This window comes from Xanthomonas sp. NCPPB 2922 (assembly GCF_041520885.1).
Taxonomy (GTDB): domain Bacteria; phylum Pseudomonadota; class Gammaproteobacteria; order Xanthomonadales; family Xanthomonadaceae; genus Xanthomonas; species Xanthomonas campestris.
This window is the reverse complement of sequence record NZ_JBGOFY010000020.1, coordinates 26,015-46,994: the sequence shown is the minus strand read 5'-3', so window position 1 is coordinate 46,994 and position 20,980 is coordinate 26,015. Positions and strand designations below refer to the sequence as shown.

14 protein-coding genes, 1 other RNA gene and 2 pseudogenes are annotated in these 20,980 nt (G+C 65.5%); 11 read left to right on the top strand and 6 right to left on the bottom strand.

Annotated features, from left to right (window positions below):
* Positions 1–34: 34 nt before the first annotated feature.
* From glgX to ACD584_RS18055, 3 genes are all read left to right on the top strand, one after another.
* On the top strand, positions 35–2,197 hold the full coding sequence (glgX, locus tag ACD584_RS18065) for a glycogen debranching protein GlgX (protein WP_011035667.1): 2,163 nt from the start codon (positions 35–37) through the stop codon (positions 2,195–2,197).
* Positions 2,198–2,213: 16 nt separating this feature from the next.
* Complete coding sequence (locus ACD584_RS18060) at positions 2,214–2,846, top strand: NAD(P)H-binding protein (RefSeq protein ID WP_139328400.1); 633 nt, start codon at positions 2,214–2,216, stop codon at positions 2,844–2,846.
* A 368-nt stretch (positions 2,847–3,214) separates the two neighbouring features.
* Entirely contained in the window at positions 3,215–3,643 is a 429-nt protein-coding gene (locus tag ACD584_RS18055; protein ID WP_076037365.1) for a DUF3757 domain-containing protein, read from the top strand.
* Positions 3,644–3,698: 55 nt separating this feature from the next.
* Here the strand turns inward: ACD584_RS18055 and ACD584_RS18050 are convergent.
* A non-coding RNA gene (locus ACD584_RS18050) (sX9 sRNA) lies at positions 3,699–3,772 on the bottom strand.
* A gap of 55 nt (positions 3,773–3,827) precedes the next feature.
* Positions 3,828–4,589 carry an SDR family NAD(P)-dependent oxidoreductase gene (locus ACD584_RS18045; protein WP_076037364.1) on the bottom strand — a complete coding sequence of 254 codons (762 nt, stop codon included), beginning with the start codon at positions 4,587–4,589 and terminating at the stop codon, positions 3,828–3,830.
* A gap of 329 nt (positions 4,590–4,918) precedes the next feature.
* On the opposite strand from ACD584_RS18045, the gene ACD584_RS18040 reads away from it, so the two are divergent.
* Complete coding sequence (locus ACD584_RS18040) at positions 4,919–6,328, top strand: FAD/NAD(P)-binding protein (protein ID WP_162275186.1); 1,410 nt, start codon at positions 4,919–4,921, stop codon at positions 6,326–6,328.
* A 322-nt stretch (positions 6,329–6,650) separates the two neighbouring features.
* Complete coding sequence (locus ACD584_RS18035; RefSeq protein WP_050911206.1) at positions 6,651–7,082, top strand: VirK family protein; 432 nt, start codon at positions 6,651–6,653, stop codon at positions 7,080–7,082.
* Positions 7,083–7,270: 188 nt separating this feature from the next.
* Here ACD584_RS18035 and ACD584_RS18030 read toward each other — a convergent pair whose 3' ends face one another.
* Positions 7,271–8,743 (bottom strand): efflux transporter outer membrane subunit, encoded by a 1,473-nt coding sequence (locus tag ACD584_RS18030; protein WP_040940471.1) that lies wholly within the window; start codon positions 8,741–8,743, stop codon positions 7,271–7,273.
* Positions 8,744–8,833: 90 nt separating this feature from the next.
* Here ACD584_RS18030 and ACD584_RS18025 point away from each other — a divergent pair, with 90 nt between their 5' ends.
* The 5 genes from ACD584_RS18025 (at position 8,834) to ACD584_RS18005 (ending at position 15,190) form a co-directional block, all read left to right on the top strand.
* Positions 8,834–9,451 carry a TetR/AcrR family transcriptional regulator gene (locus ACD584_RS18025; protein WP_175611717.1) on the top strand — a complete coding sequence of 206 codons (618 nt, stop codon included), beginning with the start codon at positions 8,834–8,836 and terminating at the stop codon, positions 9,449–9,451.
* 75 nt (positions 9,452–9,526) lie between these two features.
* Positions 9,527–10,642 (top strand): efflux RND transporter periplasmic adaptor subunit, encoded by a 1,116-nt coding sequence (locus ACD584_RS18020; RefSeq protein ID WP_076037360.1) that lies wholly within the window; start codon positions 9,527–9,529, stop codon positions 10,640–10,642.
* A complete protein-coding gene (locus ACD584_RS18015; RefSeq protein ID WP_076037359.1) occupies positions 10,639–13,737 on the top strand; it encodes an efflux RND transporter permease subunit in 3,099 nt (1,032 codons plus the stop codon). The genes ACD584_RS18020 and ACD584_RS18015 overlap by 4 nt, the downstream gene beginning before the upstream one ends.
* A 131-nt stretch (positions 13,738–13,868) precedes the next feature.
* Positions 13,869–14,675, top strand: a complete 807-nt coding sequence (locus ACD584_RS18010) for an oxidoreductase (RefSeq protein WP_011035676.1) — start codon at positions 13,869–13,871, stop codon at positions 14,673–14,675.
* 179 nt (positions 14,676–14,854) lie between these two features.
* A complete protein-coding gene (locus ACD584_RS18005) occupies positions 14,855–15,190 on the top strand; it encodes a DUF6172 family protein (protein ID WP_014509250.1) in 336 nt (111 codons plus the stop codon).
* 436 nt (positions 15,191–15,626) lie between these two features.
* Here ACD584_RS18005 and ACD584_RS18000 read toward each other — a convergent pair.
* A pseudogene (locus tag ACD584_RS18000) lies at positions 15,627–16,962 on the bottom strand (DEAD/DEAH box helicase).
* Positions 16,963–18,499: 1,537 nt separating this feature from the next.
* On the opposite strand from ACD584_RS18000, the pseudogene ACD584_RS17995 reads away from it, so the two are divergent.
* Positions 18,500–19,131, top strand: a pseudogene (locus tag ACD584_RS17995) (IS5 family transposase); the annotation flags it as partial.
* Between the two features lie 2 nt (positions 19,132–19,133).
* Here ACD584_RS17995 and ACD584_RS17990 read toward each other — a convergent pair.
* Together ACD584_RS17990 and ACD584_RS17985 are read right to left on the bottom strand one after the other, a co-directional pair.
* On the bottom strand, positions 19,134–20,600 hold the full coding sequence (locus ACD584_RS17990; protein WP_076037356.1) for a dihydrolipoamide acetyltransferase family protein: 1,467 nt from the start codon (positions 20,598–20,600) through the stop codon (positions 19,134–19,136).
* Positions 20,597–20,980 (bottom strand): SH3 domain-containing protein, encoded by a 384-nt coding sequence (locus ACD584_RS17985; protein ID WP_040940478.1) that lies wholly within the window; start codon positions 20,978–20,980, stop codon positions 20,597–20,599. Before ACD584_RS17985 ends, ACD584_RS17990 begins: the two co-directional genes overlap by 4 nt.

Genomic DNA, 20,980 nt, shown 5'->3' with positions numbered 1-20,980 from the left:
CCGTATTCGTTCACCGCGTTCTAAGGAGTCACCGATGGCCACTCGCAAGTTCACCCAGCGCTCGCGCATTCGCGAAGGCCGTCCCAATCCACTCGGTGCCACCTGGGATGGCCTGGGCGTCAACTTCGCGCTGTATTCGCGCAATGCCACCCGCGTGGAGCTGTGCCTGTTCGACGAGCGTGGCCGCGAGCAGGAACGCATCCCGCTACCCGAATACACCGACGAGGTCTGGCACGGTTATCTGCCCGACGCGCGCCCGGGCCAGCTCTACGGCTACCGCGTGCATGGCCCGTACGCACCCGATGCCGGGCACCGCTTCAACCACAATAAATTGCTGCTGGACCCGTATGCCAAGCAGATCGTGGGCGAGCTCAAATGGGCGCCGCATCTGTTCGGCTACACCATCGGCCACCGCGACAAGGACCTGAGTTTTGACCGCCGCGACAGCGCCGCGTTCATGCCCAAGTCCGCAGTGATCGACCCGGCCTTTACCTGGGGCCAGGACCGCCCGCCGCAGACCCCGTGGAACCGCACGGTGATCTACGAGGCGCACGTGCGCGGCCTGAGCATGCTGCACCCGGCCGTGCCGCCGGAAAACCGCGGCACGTTCTCGGCACTGAAGACCGACGAGTTGATCGACCACATCAGTTCACTCGGCGTCACTGCGGTCGAATTGCTGCCCGTGCATGCCTTTGTCGATGACCAGTACCTGCTGGAAAAAGGCCTGCGCAATTACTGGGGCTACAACACGCTGGGCTTTTTCGCGCCGCAGGGCCGTTACATGTCCACGCGCACGGTGGCCGAGTTCAAGCAGATGGTGGCGCGGCTGCATCACGCAGGGCTCGAAGTGCTGCTGGATGTGGTCTACAACCACACTGCCGAAGGCAACGAGCTCGGGCCGACGCTGTCGTTCAAGGGCATCGACAACGCCAGCTATTACCGCCTGGCCGACGACCGCCGTTTCTACATCAACGACACCGGCACCGGAAACACTTTCGACCTCACCAACGTCGGCGCGCTGCGCATGGTGATGGATTCGCTGCGTTACTGGGTGCAGGAAATGCATGTCGACGGGTTCCGCTTCGATCTGGCCAGCATCCTCGGCCGCGAGCGCTATGGGTTCGATCCCTCGGGCAGCTTCCTGGATGCCGTGCGCCAGGATCCGGTGCTCAGCCAGACCAAGCTGATCGCCGAGCCATGGGACATCGGCCCCGGCGGTTATCAGGTGGGCAACTTCCCGCCAGGCTGGGTGGAGTGGAACGACAAATTCCGCGATAACGTGCGTGCGTTCTGGCGTGGCGATGGCGGCCAGCTGGCAGAACTGGCCACGCGCCTCACCGGGTCGGCAGACCTGTTCAACCACAGCGGCCGCCGCCCCACCGCGTCGGTGAATTTCGTCACCGCGCATGACGGCTTCACCTTGCGCGATCTGGTCAGCTACGAAGGCAAGCACAACCTCGCCAACGGCGAAGACGGCCGCGATGGCAGCGATCACAACATCTCCGCCAATTACGGCGCCGAAGGCGAGACCGACAACCCCGCCATCAAGCAGCTGCGGCGGCAACAGATGCGCAACCTGCTGGCCACCTTGCTGCTCTCGCAGGGCACGCCGATGCTGCTGGCCGGCGATGAATTCGGGCATAGCCAGAACGGCAACAACAACGCGTATTGCCAGGACAACGAGCTGACCTGGATCGACTGGACTGCGGCCACCAAAGCCGCTGCCGCAGACCAGGCCGCGTTTGTGCGTCGCCTGATCCGCATCCGCCAACGTTACCCGTTGCTGCATCGCGCACGCTTCTTCGACGGCAAGTTCGACGAAGCGCTGGGCCTGAAGGATCTGACCTGGCTGGCGCCCAACGGCAACGAGATGGACGAAGCCGCCTGGCACGACCCCGAAGCGCGCGCGCTGATGCTGCGCCTGGACGGCCGCTCGCCGACCACCGGCTTGCGCGAGATCGCCGCCAACGTGACGTTGCTGATGCTGATCAATGCCGCGCCCACCAGCGTCGCGTTTACGCTGCCGGCGATGCACGACGAACACTGGCGCGTGCTGGTGGACACCGCACGTCATGGTGGCCGCGTGGTTGCCGGTGGCAGCGAATGGAAGGCACCGGCGCATTCGCTCACCTTGCTGGCGGTGGAGCGTGACCGCATTGCCAGCAGTGCCCGGATCGTGTCGGAAGGCGCCCGCTGATGGCGGGGGCGCACTGATGGACGTGTTGTTGGCAGGGGCGACCGGTCTGGTCGGAAAACATGTCCTGCAGCAATTGCTGGCGGATGCGCGTTGCACCGGCGTGGTGGCGATCACGCGCCGGCCGTTGACGCAGATCCACCCCAAGCTGCGCAACCAGGTGATCGACTTCGAACGCCTGGACAGCTGGACCGCACCGCACATGGAAGCGGCCATCTGCGCGCTGGGCAGCACCATGAAACAGGCCGGCTCGCGCGAGGCGTTTTATCGCATCGACCATGACTACCCGATGGCGATCGCGCGCGCCGCCTGCGCGCAAGGCACCTCAGTGTTCGTGCTCAACTCGGCGGCCGGCGCCAATTCCGATTCGTGGATCTTCTACGACCGCGTCAAGGGCGAGCTGGAACGCGACCTGCGCGCCGTGGGATTCCCTTCGCTGACCTTCGTGCGCCCAGGCCTGATCGGCGGCGAACGCGAAGAACGCCGCACTGGCGAGCACCTCGGCAGCCTGGTGCTCGGCGCACTCGGCCCCGTTCTGCCACGCCGCTTGCGCATCAACCCGGCCGACCGCATCGCCGCCGCCATGGTCAGTGCCGCGCTGGCGCCTGCGCGCGGCGAGCATTGTATAGAGGCAGCGGAGTTGGTGGCGTAATTGCCTCCCTCTAACTGCGGCGCTCGTAGTCACGGCCATCCACCGGCAGGTCGATAATGCGGGCGGAAGAACTCCTCGGGTCTTGCATGTGCTGGCCATAGTCGGTGCAGGTGGCGCATGCCAACGCAGTGCAAGAGCACAAGGGCGCCAATTGCACAACAAGCAAGAGGTGAATCTTCCCGATGACGATTTGCTTTAAGACGACGTGCATTCCGTAGCCACGTTATCTTGCCGATGTTTGACGAGGTTCCGTCGCCTGCTTCGCATGGCGCGTTGTCCTTTCGGCATTCCGGATCCATCTACGTTGCCGGTAGTCGACAGTGCTATGCATGACGTCACATTCATGGCGTCTCAGCAGGAGAGATAAGATGAATCGTAAATCACTGGTGATGGTAATCGCGTTGGCCGCTATGGCGGGGAACGCCGCCGCGGCCACCGATATCAATAAATCGTGTCCAGACCTGCGCAATGCTCGTATCGTTAAGTCCAAATCTGTCGAAGGCGACACCTACACTACGATTTCGACCAGCAATGGCAATCCGTGGATCGGCGTCAATCCCCCTGAGGCAGACGATGTCGAGCTGCGCGAGCTGACCTTTACTTCGGTATCCATCCTCAGCGACGAACATCTGATCGCCTGCGATTACGCCGGCCCGGGTCTTTCCGGATTGCGCATGTCGCTGAAGCTGAAAAAAGTAGCGCAGCCTGTCGGCGCAAGCTGGGAGCAAGACCCGAACCGTTCGAACGTGTTGATCTGCTCAGATAAGGATCGGAAGCGTTGCGCGTTCAAGCTCTGATTGCGGCGCCGTCAGTGAAATGTTGCAACACGGTTCGGATCGCTCCTTCAGGAGCGGCTGACACTATGTAGCAAGCAGGCCTCAGTCAGGCGTGGGCGGCGCGCAGGACCTGGGCGCATGGGTGTGCGAATTTTGCGGCCGTCGTGCTCATCGGCTTGCGGCGCAACAACCGTGATCTCTGCCTTCAGTTCACTTTCAACGACTGCCCACCATCCACTGCCAGCACCTGCCCGGTGATCCAGCGTGCCTGTGGCGATGCCAGGAATAGCGCGGCGTCGGCAATATGCTGCACCTGCCCGAAGCCGCCGAACGGAATGCTGTCGCGGATACGTGCATACAACGCAGGTTCGTCGCGGCTGCGTTGTTCCCACAGCCCGCCGGGGAATTCGATCGAGCCGGGTGCGATCGCGTTGACGCGGATGCGGTCGCGCGCTAGCTCGGCGGCCAGCGTGGTGGTGTAGTAGTTGAGCGCGGCCTTGGCGGTGGAATAGGCGATCGCGCGCGGGGTGGGGCGCTGGCCGTTGATCGAGCTGATGTTGAGAATTACCGCATCGCTACTCTGGCGCAGATGCGGCAGCGCGGCGCGGTTGCAGCGCACCGCGGCCATCAGGTCGACATCCAGGCCGGCTTGCCAGCTTTCGTCGTCATTGCCGTGCCCGTAGCCGGAGGCGTTGTTGACCACCACGTCCAGGCCGCCCAACGCCTGTGCAGCGGCATGCACATAGCGCTCGATCTGCGCGGCGTCGGCCAGGTCGCAGGCAAACGTATGCACCGGCGCTCCGTGCGCTGCGAGCTGGGCAGCGGCGTCAGCCAGGCCGTTGGGATTGCGTGCGCATAGCGAGACCTGCGCGCCGCTGCGGACAAAGGCCTGCGCAATCGCCAACCCGATCCCGCGGCTGCCGCCGGCGATCAGCACGCGATGCGGTTGTGGGGGAGGTGTGGACATGGCGGCACTCGCATTGGTAAAGCCGCATTATCGATCACCGCCATGCCAGCCACTGTGCACTTACGCCGCTGCGGCCGGCAGCAACCGCGCGGTGTGATTCTGCGCAGCACGGCGCTGCACCGCGATTGGCGTGCCATGACGCAGCAGCTTTCCCAGGCAGTGCCCGCTGTCATCTGAATGCAACCCGTCATGCGTGACCCGTACAGCGCAATCCTCATCACCATGCGGCATGTGCTCATGCGCAATCGCATGCGCGCCGCTAACCAATTGTTTACACACCGCCACAGCGCTGCGGGCACAACGTGCAGGTCTTCGAGCGGGAACTGCACATGGAAACCCACATCACGGTCATCGGCGCCGGCTTCTGCGGCAGTGCGCTGGTGCGCGCATTGGCACAGGGCGCCGACGCGCAAGTACGCATCACGCTGGTGGGTGTAGCCGAGACCTTCGGTAGCGGCATCGCCTATGGCGCCGCACGGCCGGAGCACCTGCTCAACGTGCGTGCCAAGGACCTGGGCATCGATGCCCAGGCACCGGCAGCCTTTGCCGACACGCTGCACCTGGGCGAATCGGGACGGCTGGAATTTCTGCCGCGGCTGGCCTATGGCGACTATCTGCGTAGCGAACTGGATACGGCAGTCAGTGCGGCGCAGGCGTCGATCGTGCGGTTGTCGCAGGAAGCGGTGGCGGTGGAGCGCGTGCGGCGGGGTTTTCGTGTGTTCCTGGCCAATGGCGATGCGTTCCAGACCGACCAGGTGGTGCTCGCGGTAGGCGCATTACAACCGCAGGCGCTGGCCGGCATCGGGCCGCGTTTGAGCGTGCACCCGCGCTACATCGGCTGGCCGTGGCAGGGCGATGCGTTGTCGCGGCTGTCCCCCGACGATGACGTGCTGATCGTTGGTACCGGCCTGACCATGGTGGACGTGGCGCTGAGCTTGCACGCACGTGGCCACCGCGGCCGCCTGCTGGCGATCTCGCGGCGCGGCCTGGCACCGCAGGCGCATCTACGCCAGCCAGGTGCGGCATTGGAGCTGCCGCCGCATCTGCAACGGGCCATCAAGGATGCCGATCTGCGTGCCCTGTTGCGTGGCGTGCGCCAACTGAGCGTGGTGGTGGACGATTGGCGGCGCGTGGTGGATGCGCTGCGCCCGCATCTGCAGCCGCTCTGGCAACGTTTGGAACTGGGCCAACGCGCGCGCTTTCTACGCCATTTGCGCCCTTATTGGGAAGTGGCGCGGCACCGCGTGGCACCAGGTGCGGCCGATCAACTGGCGCAGCTGCAAGACAGCGGGCAGCTGCAGGTGGTGGCGGCGCGGCTGCTGCGTGCGCGCTGGGTGCCGGACGGTGTGGAAGCGGTGATCCGTCCACGCGGGGGCGCCGATGCGCAGACCCGCCGTTTCGATGCGGTGGTGCGCGCCACCGGGCTGGATACCGACATCGACCGCACCAGCGACCCCTTGATCGCCGGCATGCGCGAAGCCGGCTTGCTGCGGGCCGATCCGCTTGGCCTGGGCGTGGATACCGACGCGCAACTGCGCGTGCGTGATGGCGCCGGCCAGGTGGTGCCGGGGCTGTATTGCGTGGGGCCGCTGTTGCGTGGGCGCTATTGGGAAATCACGGCGGTGCCGGAATTGCGTGTGGCCACGCGCGCGTTGGCCGAACGCTTGCTGCAGGGCGCAACGCCTGCGTTACAGCCGCAACCCGACGCCACACCGCGCGAGGTCAACGCAAGACCGTAAGGTGTGCGCCGGCTGCCGCCACGCGCGTGCAGTGGGAGGTCAGGCGGATCACTGTTGGCAGTCATGACAGCGGTGCGATGCGGCCAAGGGTGGGCATGGCAGTCGTCAGTAGGCTCGCAACGTCATGCACAGCCTCTGCGCATGGGCATAGCCGCAGATGTGGATCGGTTGCGCACTTTTGCGCTGCCGTTGCCAAACAGCGCAAACATGCCGCGTGATGCGTAGCGCACTGCACTGCTGCAGACAGCACTGGGTCACGTTGTGGGCCCTGGATTGCCTATAGTCCAGGCCGCTTCATTCCCCTGTCTGCCTGGAGCTTGCCATGTTTCGTCCCGCATCTATCGCCGTGACCGCCGCGCTGTGCGCCTGCGCGCTGCCCGCCCTCGCCAGTGAAACCCTCAACAGCCGCACCGACGTGCTTGCCGCACTGGAAGCCGGCTACGACGTCAGCGTGAGCACGGACCTGAGCCGCTGCACACCGGAAGAGGGCACGCCGGTGAGCCGTACGCGTGGCGGTCGCCATATCGATGCGTATCGCATCACCGACGACGGCAACGTGGCCTTCTCCGGCGCGCATTTCACCGTGGCCAACGACGGCAAGCCGATTCAGCAGTTCATGCGTTATCAGCTGCGCCCGGATGGCAGCGTGCGTTTCACCACTTACATGTACGACCTGCCCGGTCTGCAGCAGCGCGGCCCGGTACTGGCGTATCAGTGCGCGTTCAATGAGGGTGCGCGTTTCCACGCGGATTGAAGCGCTCGCGCGTGCTGCTAAAAAGGCGCGCTGGTTTGGTGAACTGCTGCAAGCAGGCGCCTTTGCGCCGCGCACGGAGCACGACCGCTAACGCGTGCTCCGCTGTCACGCTGCAGCCTGCACGCAACCACAGCCGCAGGCACCTGTAGCGCTATCGCCCTGCACGGCCCGTGACCGAACGCACACCCTCAGTGCTGCGCGGGTTCCTGCACCGCCACTGCGGTGGCGGGCGTGCTCTCCCAGCCGCCGCCCAGCGCCTTGAACGCGGCTACCGCGCTGCGGGCCGCCTCGGTCTGCGCCTGCAGTTGCGCATCGGAGGTGCGCAGCAAGGCGTCGTCGGCGTTGAGGACTTCGATCAGGCTGACCACGCCCTTCTCGTAGGCTGCGGCGGAGGCGCCGCGTGCCTTGCCCAGCGCGTCCACGCCTTGTGCCAGCACGGTGGCCTGCTGCTCGCGTTTGACCAGCGCGGTGAGCGCGTTTTCCACATCTTCGGTAGCGCGGAGCACGGCAAGCCGGTAGGCGGCCAGCTGTTCGGCTTCCTGGCCCTTGGCCTGTGCGATCTGCGCGTTGATGCGGCCGAAATCGAACAGCCGCCAGCGCAGCCCGAGCACGCCGGCCGATTGCGCGGCGTCGCCGGTGAACAGGTTGGCGCCGGAGATGGCGGTGGCACTGCCGATCAATCCACTCAGCGAGAATTTGGGGTAGTACTCGGCCATGGCCACGCCGATGCGCGCGTTGGCCGCGGCCAGCCGGCGCTCGGCCACGATCAGGTCCGGCCGCCGCCGCAACAGGTCCCCCGGCGAGGCGGCGCCGGTCACCTGCGGGGCGGTCGGGATCGGCGTGCTGGCCGCCAGCTCGGCCCGGTGGGTGCCGGGCGTGGCGCCCAGCATCACGTCCAGGGCGTTCATCGCGGCGGTCAGCGCGGTTTCCAGCGCGGGCACGCCGGCCTGGGCCTGGGTCAGCGCGCCCTGCGCCTGATGCACCTGCAGGTCGGCTGCCAGGCCCTTGCCCTGCAGCAGCGTCACCATGGCGAGCAGCTGCTGTTGGGTGGCGACCTGGCGCTGGGCCACCGCCAGCCGTGCCTGCAGGCCGCGGATGCTGATGTAGGTGTCGGCGGTCTGCGCCGCCACCGCCAGCCGCGTGGCGGCAGCACCGGCAGCGCTGGCCTGGTAGTCGGCCAGTGCCGCCTGGCGGCCACGGCGCAGCCCGCCGAACACATCGATCTCCCAGCTGGCATTGGCGGTGGCTTCGTAGACGCTGGCATAGCGGTCGAAGTCAGGGGTGTTGCGCAGCACCTGCCCCAACGGGGTTTCCAGCGACTGGTAGGCGCGGGTGGCCTGACCATTGATGCTGCCGGAGGGCAGCAGGGCGGCGTTGGCCGCGCCCAGCCCCGCGCGCGCCTGGGTCACGCGCGCGGCGGCCTGGGCCAGGTCCAGGTTCTGCGCCAGCGCCGCTGTGACATACCGGTCCAGGGCCGGGTCGCCAAAGCCGGCCCACCAGCGCGACAGATCGACCGGGGCAGCGGCACTGCGCTGCTCGGCGGCGTCCTGGGCCAAGTAACGGTCCGGCAGAGGGGCGTCGGGGCGAGCGTACTCGGGGCCGACCGCGCAGCCGGCAAGGCTGGCGGCAAGCAGCACGGTGAGGGTGCGCAAAGAGGGCATGGCGGGGCCGGTCCGGCAGTGGAAGTGTGGTGACTATAATACGAATCGGTCACTTTTGTATGTCCTGCGTCGGAGCGTTAAGCTGTGCGCATGAGCAAAGCATCCAGTTACCCCGTGTCGGGCCGCGGCCCGGCCGACCATGACGTGCGCGACCAGATCGTCAACGCCGCCACCGAGCATTTCAGACGCTATGGGTACGAGAAGACCGCCGTCTCGGACCTGGCCAAATCCATCGGCTTCTCCAAGGCATACATCTACAAGTTCTTCGAATCCAAGCAGGCCATCGGCGAGATGATCTGCACCAACTGCCTGCGCCAGATCGAGGACGAGGTGCGCGCCGCCGTGGACGAAACCGACTCGCCACCCGAGAAATTTCGCCGGATGTTCAAGGTGATCGTGGATGCGAGCCTTCGGTTGTTCTTCGAGGATCGCAAGCTGTATGAGATTGCCGCCTCGGCGGCCACCGAGCGTTGGCAGTCGGTGCTGGCCTACGAGGAACGGGTGCTGGCGCTGCTGCAGGAGATCCTGCAACAGGGCCGCCAGGGCGGCGATTTCGAGCGCAAGACCCCGCTGGACGAAGCCACCCGGGCGCTCTACGTGCTGATCCGCCCGTACACCAATCCCGTGCTGATGCAGCACAGCCTGGACGTCATCGACGAGGTCCCCGGGCTGTTGTCGGGCCTGGTGTTGCGCAGCCTGTCGCCTTAATGTGTTTGTGACTATTGACTGATTTGGTCACAAGTACCAAGATGCGAGCCATCCTAGAACTCCACTGGAACTCGCATGCGTCGGCGCCGTCTTGTTGTTGCATCCCTGCTGTGTGTGCTTCCGCTGGCGTTGGCCGGCTGTGGCAACAAGACCGCGCCTGATCCGCGCACCGCCACGCCGTTGGTGCGGGTGGCGACGGTGGGCGACGCCAGTTCGGCGGCGCGCAGCTTTTCCGGCACGGTGGCGGCGCGGGTCCAGAGCGACCTGGGCTTCCGCGTCTCCGGCAAGGTGTCCGAGCGCCTGGTCGATGCCGGGCAGCGGGTGACCCGCGGCCAGCCGCTGCTGCGGATCGATCCGGTCGATCTCAAGCTCGCCGCGCAGGCGCAACAGGAAGCGGTGACCGCCGCGCGGGCGCGGGCGCAGCAGGCAGGCGAGGACGAAGCGCGCTACCGCGACCTGCGCGGCACCGGTGCCATTTCGGCCTCGGCCTACGACCAGATCAAGGCCGCCGCCGATGCCGCCAAGGCGCAGTTGAGCGCAGCGCAGGCGCAGGCTGATGTGGCGCGCAACGCCAACCGTTACACCGACCTGCTGGCCGACGCCGATGGCGTGGTCATGGAAACCCTGGTCGAACCCGGCCAGGTGGTTGCGGCCGGGCAGCCGGTGGTGCGGCTGGCGCATGCCGGGCGTCGCGAAGCCATCATCCAGCTGCCGGAGACGCTGCGGCCGGAGGTGGGCTCCACCGCACAAGCCACCTTGTTCGGCAATGCCGCGGTCACCGAGCCGGCCACGCTGCGTCAGTTGTCCGACAGCGCAGACCGGCTCACGCGTACCTTCGAGGCGCGCTACGTGCTTGGCGGCGCCTTGGCCGACGCGCCCCTGGGCACCACGGTGAGCATCCGTATTCCCGAAGCCGCCACCACGCAGGCGGGGGTGCAGGTGCCGCTGGGCGCGCTGTTCGATGCCGGCAAGGGCACGGGCGTGTGGGTGATCGCCGGCACGCCGGCCAAGGTGGCGTGGCGGCCCGTGCGGGTGCTGCGTTTGGATGACGATCACGCCAATGTCGCCGGCACGCTCGCGCGCGGTGAGCGCATCGTTGCGCTGGGTGCGCATCTGTTGCGCGACGGGCAGCACGTACGCGTTGCCGGCGCCACCGCCAAGCCCGCGCCTGCGGCAGGAGCGCAGCCGTGAGCGAAGGCCGCTTCAATCTCTCCGCGCTGGCGGTCCGCGAGCGCTCCATCACCTTGTTCCTGATCGTGCTGATCTCGCTGGCGGGCCTGGTGGCCTTCCTCAAGCTGGGGCGCGCGGAAGACCCGGCGTTCACCGTCAAGGTCATGACCATCATCACTGCCTGGCCCGGCGCCACGCCGCAGGAAATGCAGGAGCAGGTGGCCGAAAAACTCGAAAAGCGCATGCAGGAATTGCGCTGGTACGACCGCACCGAAACCTATACGCGCCCGGGCCTGGCATTCACCACCTTGACGCTGCTGGACAGCACGCCGCCCGGTGAAGTGCAGGAGCAGTTCTACCAGGCGCGCAAGAAAGTCGGCGACGAAGCCGGCAACCTGCCGGCCGGTGTGATCGGGCCGATGGTCAACGACGAATATGCCGATGTCACCTTCGCGCTGTTTGCGCTCAAGGCCAAGGGCGAGCCGCAACGGCTGCTTGCCCGCGACGCGGAAACCATGCGCCAACGCCTGTTGCATGTGCCCGGCGTCAAGAAGGTCAACATCATCGGCGAACAACCCGAGCGCATCTTTGTCGAGTTCTCGCATGATCGCCTGGCCACGCTGGGCGTCAGCCCGCAGGACGTGTTTGCCGCGCTCAATGCGCAAAATGCATTGACGGCGGCCGGCTCGGTGGAAACGCGCGGGCCGGATGTGTTCATTCGCCTGGACGGCGCGCTCGACAACCTGCAAAAGATCCGTGATACCCCGCTGGTGGTGCAGGGCCGCAGCCTGAAGTTGTCCGATATCGCCACCGTCAAACGTGGCTATGAAGACCCGTCCACGTTCATGATCCGCAGCGGCGGCGAGCCGGCCTTGTTGCTGGGCATCATCATGCGCGATGGCTGGAACGGCCTGGATCTGGGCAAGTCGCTCGACGCCGAAGTGGGCGCCATCAACGCCGAATTGCCGCTGGGCATGCAACTGAGCAAGGTCACCGACCAGGCGGTCAACATCGATGCGTCGGTGGGCGAGTTCATGACCAAGTTCTTCGTCGCGCTGCTGGTGGTGATGCTGGTGTGCTTCGTCAGCATGGGCTGGCGCGTCGGCATCGTGGTGGCAGCGGCGGTGCCGTTGACGCTGGCGGCGGTGTTCGTGGTGATGCTGGCCACTGGCAAGAACTTCGACCGCATTACGCTGGGCTCGTTGATTCTGGCGCTGGGCCTGTTGGTGGACGACGCCATCATTGCCATCGAAATGATGGTGGTGAAGATGGAAGAAGGCTACGGCCGCGTTGCGGCCTCGGCGTATGCGTGGAGCCACACCGCCGCACCGATGTTGTCCGGCACGCTGGTGACCGCGGTGGGCTTCATGCCCAATGGCTTTGCCGCCTCCACCGCGGGCGAATACACCAGCAACATGTTCTGGATCGTCGGCATCGCGTTGATCGCCTCGTGGGTGGTGGCGGTGGTGTTTACGCCGTATCTGGGCGTCAAGTTGCTGCCGGATCTGAAGAAGATCGAAGGCGGCCACGAGGCGATGTACAACACCCCGCGCTACACCCGTTTCCGCGATGTACTGGGACGTGTGATTGCCCGCAAATGGCTGGTGGCAGGTTCGGTGCTGGGGCTGTTCGTGCTGTCGGTCCTAGGCATGGGCGTGGTCAAGAAACAGTTCTTCCCGATCTCCGACCGCCCCGAAGTACTGGTCGAAGTGCAGCTGCCGTACGGCACCTCGATCAACCAGACCAGCACGGCCGCCGCGAAGGTGGAAGCCTGGCTGTCCAAGCAGAAGGAAGCAAAGATCGTGACCGCCTACATCGGTCAGGGCGCGCCGCGCTTTTTCCTGGCGATGGGTCCGGAACTGCCGGACCCCTCGTTCGCAAAGATCGTGGTGCGTACCGACGACCAGCACGAGCGCGATGCGTTGAAGCTGCGCTTGCGTGAGGCGATCGCGCAAGGCCTGGCACCGGAAGCGCGCGTGCGCGCGACGCAATTGACCTTCGGCCCGTATTCGAAGTTTCCGGTCGCCTACCGGGTGAGCGGCCCGGACCCGACGGTGCTGCGCGGCATCGCTGCGCAGGTCATGCAGGTGATGCAGGACAGCCCGATGCTGCGCACCGTCAATACCGACTGGGGCGTGCGCACACCGACCCTGCATTTCAGCCTGGACCAGGATCGCCTGCAGGCGGTGGGGCTGACCTCGGCCGCGGTCGCCCAGCAGTTGCAGTTCCTGCTCAGCGGCGTGCCGATCACGCTGGTGCGCGAGGATATCCGCAGTGTGCAGGTGGTGGCGCGGTCGGCCGGCGATACTCGTCTGGATCCGGCACGCATCGCCGACTTCACCCTGGCCGGCGGCAACGGCCAACGCGTCCCGCTGTCGCAGGTAGGTAAGGTGGATGTGCGCATGGAAGAGCCGGTCATGCGGCGCCGCGATCGCGTGCCGACCATCACGGTGGGCGGCGATGTCGACGACACGCTGCAGCCGCCGGATGTCTCGGCTGCGATCACCAGGCAGCTGCAGCCGATCATCGACAAACTGCCCAGCGGATATCAGATCAAGGAGGCCGGCTCCATCGAGGAGTCCGGCAAGGCCACCGCCGCGATGCTGCCGCTGTTCCCCATCATGCTGGCGGCCACGTTGCTCATCATCATCCTGCAAGTGCGCTCGATCTCGGCGATGGTGATGGTGTTTCTCACCAGCCCGCTCGGACTGATCGGTGTGGTGCCGACCTTGATCCTGTTCCAGCAACCGTTCGGCATCAATGCGCTGGTGGGATTGATTGCACTGTCGGGCATCCTGATGCGCAACACGCTGATCCTGATCGGACAGATCCATCACAACGAAGCCGAGGGTCTGGATCCGTTCCATGCGTTGGTGGAAGCCACCGTGCAGCGTGCGCGTCCGGTGATTCTGACGGCACTGGCGGCGATCCTGGCATTCATTCCACTCACCCATTCCGTGTTCTGGGGCACCTTGGCCTACACGCTGATCGGCGGCACGTTGGCCGGCACCGTGTTGACCCTGGTGTTCCTGCCGGCGATGTATTCGATCTGGTTCAAGATCCGGCCCGATCCCGGCAAAGGGAATAACGCACCGGACATTGCCCGGCCTGCATGAAGCACTTCTGCGACCGTGGCCACGGTGCCGTCGCAGCGCAATGTCGTGCGCCATCGTCACCACCTTCCGAACGCATGCCATGCAGGCGCACGCGTATCGCCGATGTCTTTCTCTTGATTGAAGGAACCGCAATGCAACAGCAGACCGTTGTGCTGATCACGGGCGTGTCGTCCGGCATTGGCCGTGCCGCCGCAGAACACTTCGCCCGAGCCGGCTGCCTCGTTTACGGCAGCGTGCGTCACCTGGCCGGTGCCACACCGTTGACGGCCGTGGAGCTGGTGGAGATGGATATCCGCGATGCCGCTTCGGTGCAGCGTGCGGTCGATGGCATCATCGCCCGCGCGGGCCGCATCGATGTGCTGGTCAACAACGCAGGCACCAATCTTGTCGGTGCCATTGAAGAAACCAGCGTCGACGAAGCGGCCGCATTATTCGACATCAACCTACTCGGCATCCTACGCACCGTGCAGGCCGTGCTGCCGCACATGCGTGCACGCGGCCAGGGCCGCATCGTCAATGTCAGCTCGGTGCTGGGGTTCCTGCCGGCGCCGTACATGGGCGTGTATGCCGCCTCCAAACATGCGGTGGAAGGGCTGTCGGAAACGCTGGATCACGAGCTGCGTCAATTCGGCATTCGCGTGACGCTGGTGGAGCCTGCGTATACGAAAACCAGCCTGGGCAGCAATTCGCCGGTGGTGCAGGCCACCATTGCCGATTACGACCGCGAGCGTGGCGTGGTGGCGCGGGCAGTCACGCACAGTATCGACACCGCGCCGGAACCGCATGGCGTGGCCGCCACCGTGGTGGAGGCGGCCCTGGGCAGGTGGCGCATGCGCCGCACACCCGCCGGGCAGGCATCGCTGCTGAGCAAGCTGCGCCGGTTCCTGCCCGCCAGCGCGGTGGACGGCAGCCTGCGCAAGCAGCTCGGGCTGCGGTGAGATGCGTCAGGGCGTCGATGCGGCTGGGAACGCAGGGGTTGGGCCGTACGGCGCGATTACGTCAGTCCAGGCGCGCATGCCGCCATTTGGCGGTTCTGCAGCGCCACTTGATGCTGGATTCACCGAGGATGCCGCCTTGGCCTCACAATAGGCGGCCAGTCCCCAGCACCGATGTCGCCATGCGCAAGACCTACCAGCTCAACCTCGAAGGCAAGAACCGCGATCGTCTGCTGGAATCCAGCAAGCACGATATCCGCAAGTACATCCGCCGCGAGCGCCGCAAGGAGCTGCCGGCCGGCGCGGACTACTGGGACTTCGAGATGCGCTTCGGTGTGGATGAAGCCAGTGCCGTGGCGCTGCCGCCGGCCGAGCTGATCCGCTCGATCAACGCACTCGTCGCCGACGGTGGCGAGCAGTTCTTCGTCGAAATCCTGCGCAAGCCGGGCAAGCGCACGCCACGCGCGCAGAACGATCATGCGTTCGGTGATGGCGAACTGGATTTCGAGCAGGATTGAGGTGTGATCGTCGTCCCGTCGGCGGCGCACCGCTGCGGGACGAGCAGTTGCTGGCGGATTGTCGACCGCATCGCATGGACGAGCCAGGCCTCGCGCGTTGCGGATGGCAACTGGCAGGGGTGCAGGAGGCCTGCGGTGACTTGACGCTGGCGAGCGTCCTTATTGGCGAAGCGACGGGGACGCTGCCATCGGCCAACCCTCCTGGTGCTTGGTAGCGGACACTTACCGCTCGGACGCAGCGGTTCGAGCGGGCCGTGGCTGGCCGACGCTGTTGCGCCAGCGCGTTTTTGCTGGGCGGTTGCGGCTTACGCATGCTGTGCGCGTTCGGTTACCAAGGCCGGCGGTTGCCAGGCCAGCCCGCGCTGCAGTGCGACGGTGTGGGCGCAGTCATCACGCACCGGTGCTAGGACTGCTCGCGCCGGTACGTTCGCTACTTTCAGCCCGGCTTGCCAGCCTGCGCCTGCGCCGCGGCACGTAATTTGTCCTTCTTGCTCGGCCGCTTGCCCTTGATGCCGCCGTTGTCATCCGCTGCACGCGCCGCTGCGCCGCTGCGCCGGACGCATGGTCGGGGGCAGGCGCCTGGACCGGAGTTGGCTCGAACCCTTCGATCACGCTGGTCGGCACGCGCAGGCCCTGGCGTTTTTCGATCAGCCGCCACTGCTGGGCGCTGTCTGCCGTGACGAAGCTGATCGCCACGCCGCTGGCACCGGCGCGTGCGGTGCGGCCGATGCGGTGGGTGTAGTCGACAGTGGAGCGGGGCAGGTCGTAATTGAGCACGGCCGGCAAGGCGTCGATGTCGATGCCGCGCCCGGCCAGGTCGGTGGCCACCAGCACCTGCACGTCCGCCTGTTTGAAGGCGCGCAGCGTGCGTTCGCGGCGGCCCTGGCTCAATTCGCCGTGCAGCGGCAAGGCGGCGATGCCGGTCTTGCTCAGTTTCTCGGCAACCTTGTCGGCGCCGTGGCGGCTGGTGACGAAGACCAGCAGTTGCGGCCATCCGTGTTCCAGCAGCAGGTGGCGCAGCAGCTGCGTACGTTGGCCGGCATCCACTGCGATGGCGCGTTGCGCGATCGCCGGTGCCTGTTCGGGCGTGGCGCCGAGGGTGATGCGCAACGGATCGCGCAGGCGACGCTTGGCCAGCGACGCGATGGCGGCTGGGAAGGTGGCCGAGACCAGCACGCTTTGCCGCTGGGCAGGCAGCAAGGCCAGGATGCGATCGAGCTCGGCGCCAAAGCCCAGGTCGAGCAGGCGATCGGCTTCGTCCAGCACCAGCGTGCTTACCTGCGAGAGGCGCAGCGCATTGTGCGTCACCAGGTCCAGCAGCCGCCCCGGGGTGGCGATGACGATGTCGGCGCCACCGCGCAAGGCCATCAGCTGCGGATTGATGGCTTCACCGCCGGTGGCGGCGACGATCTTCAGCCGTCGCGGCAAGGCGGCGGCCAGCGACAGCAGGGTGTGCGCGACCTGCGCGACCAGCTCACGCGTCGGTACCAGGATCAGCCCGCCCAGCACGCGCGGCGCCTGTTCCGGCGCCTGCAGGCGCTGCTGCAGCAGCGGCAAGGCATACGCCAGGGTCTTGCCCGAGCCGGTCTGCGCGGTGGCGATCAGGTCGCGTGCGGCCAGCATCGGCGGAATCATCGCGACCTGGATCGGCGTGAGCGCACGCACACCGGCCCTGGCGAGCGCGGACTCGAACACGGGCTGTAGCTGTAGCGACAGCAAATCTGCTTTCAGTGACATCGCGCGATTATCCGCGCATTGTCGACGGCGTGCATGCCGAAACGAAGTGCAGGTGCGCTAGCCGCGCATGGCGCTCCACGGCGCCGCCAAGCGGCAGTGGCAACAACCGGTGTGTCGACCCGAGGTGTGCTGCGCCCAATGCGACTTCGCCTTGGCCGTGGCCCGGTCTCCCGGGGTGGGTCAGGCTATGGGGAGCGTGCGCCTGTGACCCGGGTGTTTCCCACGGAAAGCGCCAGAAGTGGCGAAAAATCTGAAGATCCACGCGCGACTCTCCGGAACGAGGCGACATCGCGCACTCTCAGGACTCAATGTTCAGACCTTCCCTAGCGCAGCGTTGCTCAAGCGGTCCGAATTGATGAAGACCTTCCGGAGATGCACACGGACGATGCAATGCTTCGCCTATGGGCAATACGTTCTAACTGCGCGCGTTGTTTGACTGGCGATGAATGCTAGGTAGAAATTCTTGTTTCTAAAAGTGGTGGTATCACGTTATGGAAGCAAAGATTGCCGACGGCAGGGTCCACTTCATGCGCAGAGGCGACTTCCTGCGCGCAGAGGCAAATGCACCAGTGCAGAGTCGTGGGCGACGGCACGGTGCTACTGCCAGTCGGCGCCGAAAAAACGCGTTGTTGCAGAAGCGACAACGCAGGCACATAACGCGCTTTCCAGTTAAAGGGATGTAGCGAGGCCGCTTTATCCGTTCAAGGTGTGGTCGCCATCGCGACTTGTCAGCGTGGCTGTGGGCAGCCTGCCGGCTTGCCAATGGCATGTATGCGCCGAGTGGCACACTCTTTTGCGGTGGTCGCCATTTGCAAAGAGTGCAATATCACCTTTGCTTAAGTTGATGCAATCATCTGTAAATTTCGCTTCTCGCAACAAATATTCCTGGTGCAAAAAGAAAAGAATCTAAACATGGAGGAATATTGACGTTGCGGCGTCATACTGAGGTGAAAATTGTATTTCTTATTGGCGCTGCAATAAGCCTTAATCGTGGAGATTTTTTTACATGACAAGTCCGATTCGTGGCGCATCAAGCAGTAGCTATAACTACTCCCATGAAAGCAATCCAGAAAGCTCGCCACCGCAGCAGGGACAACCTTCGAATCCACCTCCGTCTGCTCAGTTCAGCGGTCTGCAACACATGAGTAGTCGCCATCGTCGGCGTGGAGAGCTCTTAAATGTCAGATTCTCGACAGAGGAGCCCACTGTTCACGATTTGCCTCGCGAGGATCGAAAGCCTGGTATTGTGCTGAGTGATGACACTGCACTTAGTTACAGCGCAGGCCAGCTCTACGCTACGTATCCGCGAGGTCTTCCCAGCGATGTCAAGAGGTCTACTAAGAGAGATCCAAAACTATATGCTGCATACAAAGACTTATTAAAAAATAATGGTTATAAAGGTTAGAAATTAAAGATAAACCTGTCTTAGCCGGGCCGACAAATTGTCGGCCCGGTCGCATACGCGTTCCAATATTGCAGCGCGGTCTGAGTTATAAGGCGTTTGGCTAAGGAGCCTCTGAACAAGGCGCCACAGATACACGAAATTGCCCGCCTCATGTTGATGAGTGATCCATGCAACTGATGTTCAGTGACACCGAGAGCCTGGGCAAGCGCAAGCAGACCCGGCACGAGATCTTCCTGGCCGAGATGGAGCAGGTCGTTGCGTGGCAGAAACTGCTCGGGCTGATCGCGCCGCACTATCCGGCGTCGGGGCGGCCAGGGCGGCAGCCCTACGCACTGGCGACGATATTGCGGATCATCTGCTGCAGCAGGGGTATGCGTTGAGCGATCCTGCGAGGGAAGAAGCGCTGCACGAGATTCCGACCTTGCGGCGATTTGCCCAGCTCGGTGGGTTGGACGACATTCTCGACGAGACCACGATTCTCAACTTTCGACGCTTGCTGGAGGCCCATGGTGTTGCTGGAAGCGGTCAACGCGCCTCTGACGCGCAAGGGCCAGAGTCTACGTCCCGGGACGATCGTCGATGCGACGCGGATCGCTGCGCCCGGTTCGACCAAAAGCGCCGATCACGCGCGCGACCCTGAGATGCATCACGCCGAGAGGGCAAGCAGTGGTATCTCGGGATGAAGGCGCACATCGGCGTGAATGAGTGTTCCGGGCCGGTGCAGCATGTGCATCGGACAGCGGCCAATGTTGCCGCTGTCACGGTGACGCACATCGTGCTACATGGCAAAAAAGACAGTGCTCAGTTGGCCAACGCCAGATCGTCCAGCAAGGCGCGCAGGAAGCGCGCCGCTTCACCGCCGGTGGCGGCGCGGTGATCGAAGGTCAGCGACAGCGGCATCACCTTGTGGGTTTCCACTCCGCCCATCACCGGGGTGAGCTGGTAGCGCGCGCGGCCGGCGGCCACGATCGCCACGCAGGGCGGCACCACCACCGGCGTGGCGTAGCGGCCGGCAAACATGCCGAAGTTGGACAGCGAGATGGTGTAGCCGCTCAGTTCGGACGCGGCGATGCTGCGGCTTTCCACCTGCTGGCGCAGCCGGTTGACGCCTTCGCGAATGCCATGCGCATCCAGCATGTCGGCGTTGCGCAGTGCCGGCACCAACAGGCCTTCTTCGGTGTCTACCGCAATGCCGATGTCCACCTGCGGGTGCAGCGTGCGGCTCAGCGCCTCGCCGTCGAACCAGGCGTTGAGCGCGGGCACGGCCTGGCAGGCGCGCACGATGCCGCGCACCAGGCGCACTGTGACGTCGTTGCCGGGTTGCCAGGCGTGCAGGTCGGCGTCGTCGTTGAGCGTGGTGGGCACCACCTTGCTGTGCGCATCGGCCATCACGCGTGCCATGTTGCGGCGCACGCCCTTGAGTTGCTCGGGTTGGCCCTTGACCAGGGTGCCCGGCGATTGCGTGCGCATCGGCTTGCCGCTGGCCGATAGCGTGGAGCGCGCCTGGTCGGCGGTGCGCGTGATGTTGCTGGCCTGCGGCAACGTCGTGCCGGCTGCGGCCGGGCGCTGCCCATGATCACCGCCAAGGCTTGCCGCCGCTGCGCCGCCGATTGGTGCGATCACTGCGCCGCGCACGGCCTGCGCCGTGCCTGCCGCAGCCGCCTGCTTCACGTCTGCCAGCGTCACCGTGCCATCGGGGCCGGTGGCGCGCACCTGGGTCAGGTCCACGCGCAACTTGCGTGCGAGCGCGCGCACCACCGGCATGGCGCGCACTCCACCCACGGCGATGGCCTGCTCGCTCTGCACGGCGTTGGAGCTCTGCATCGCGCCGACCACGGTGCCCGCATCGTCGCGGCCACCGTCGCTGTCGGCATCGGCAATCTCGCCGCCCTCATCGGAGGCCACCACGCGGGTGGTGGGGCCGGCCGCGCTTTCGCCAGTGCTCGGGGGCGGCGCTGCGGCAGGCGCGCCATGGCCATGCCCGTGGCCGGTGTCCTGGCCGTCGGCACGCTGCGGCTGCGAGGCATCCAGCGCGAACTGCGCCAGCACCGCGCCGGTGGTGATCACATCGCCGGCCGCGCCGGCCAGCTTGACCACGGTGCCGGAGAACGGCGAGGGCACTTCGACCACCGCCTTGGCGGTCTCCATCGACACCAGCGGGTCGTCCAGGCGCACGGGGTCGCCCTCCTTGACGAACCATTCGACGATGGTGGCGTCGGGCAGGCCTTCGCCCAGGTCGGGCAGGTGGAAATTCTTGGCTTCGCTCATGGCAGGTTCTCTTGCGCCGTCTGCAACTGCGGCGTGGTGTCGTCGAGGAGTTCGAGGTCGGCGGCCGGCAGCCAGCCCTGCGTGCCATCGGCACGCTCGGACCACCACCACCCCCCGTGTTCGTAATGCAGCAGCACGTGCTCGCCCTGGTGGGCATCGAGCTCGCGTGCATCGTAATCACGCAGCGCTTCAGCCAGGCCGTCGCCCAGCGGGCGCAGCCAGGCCACCGGCGCCCAGCCGGCATGGCCTTCGCCGGTGTTCACCCAGGCAAACGCCGGCCATTCTTCATCGCGCACCCCAATGGCGACCTGCTGGCCGGCATGGAAGCGGATCGGGTTGGCGTAAGCGGCGCGGTAGTCGCAAAGCAGGCGGGCGCGCAT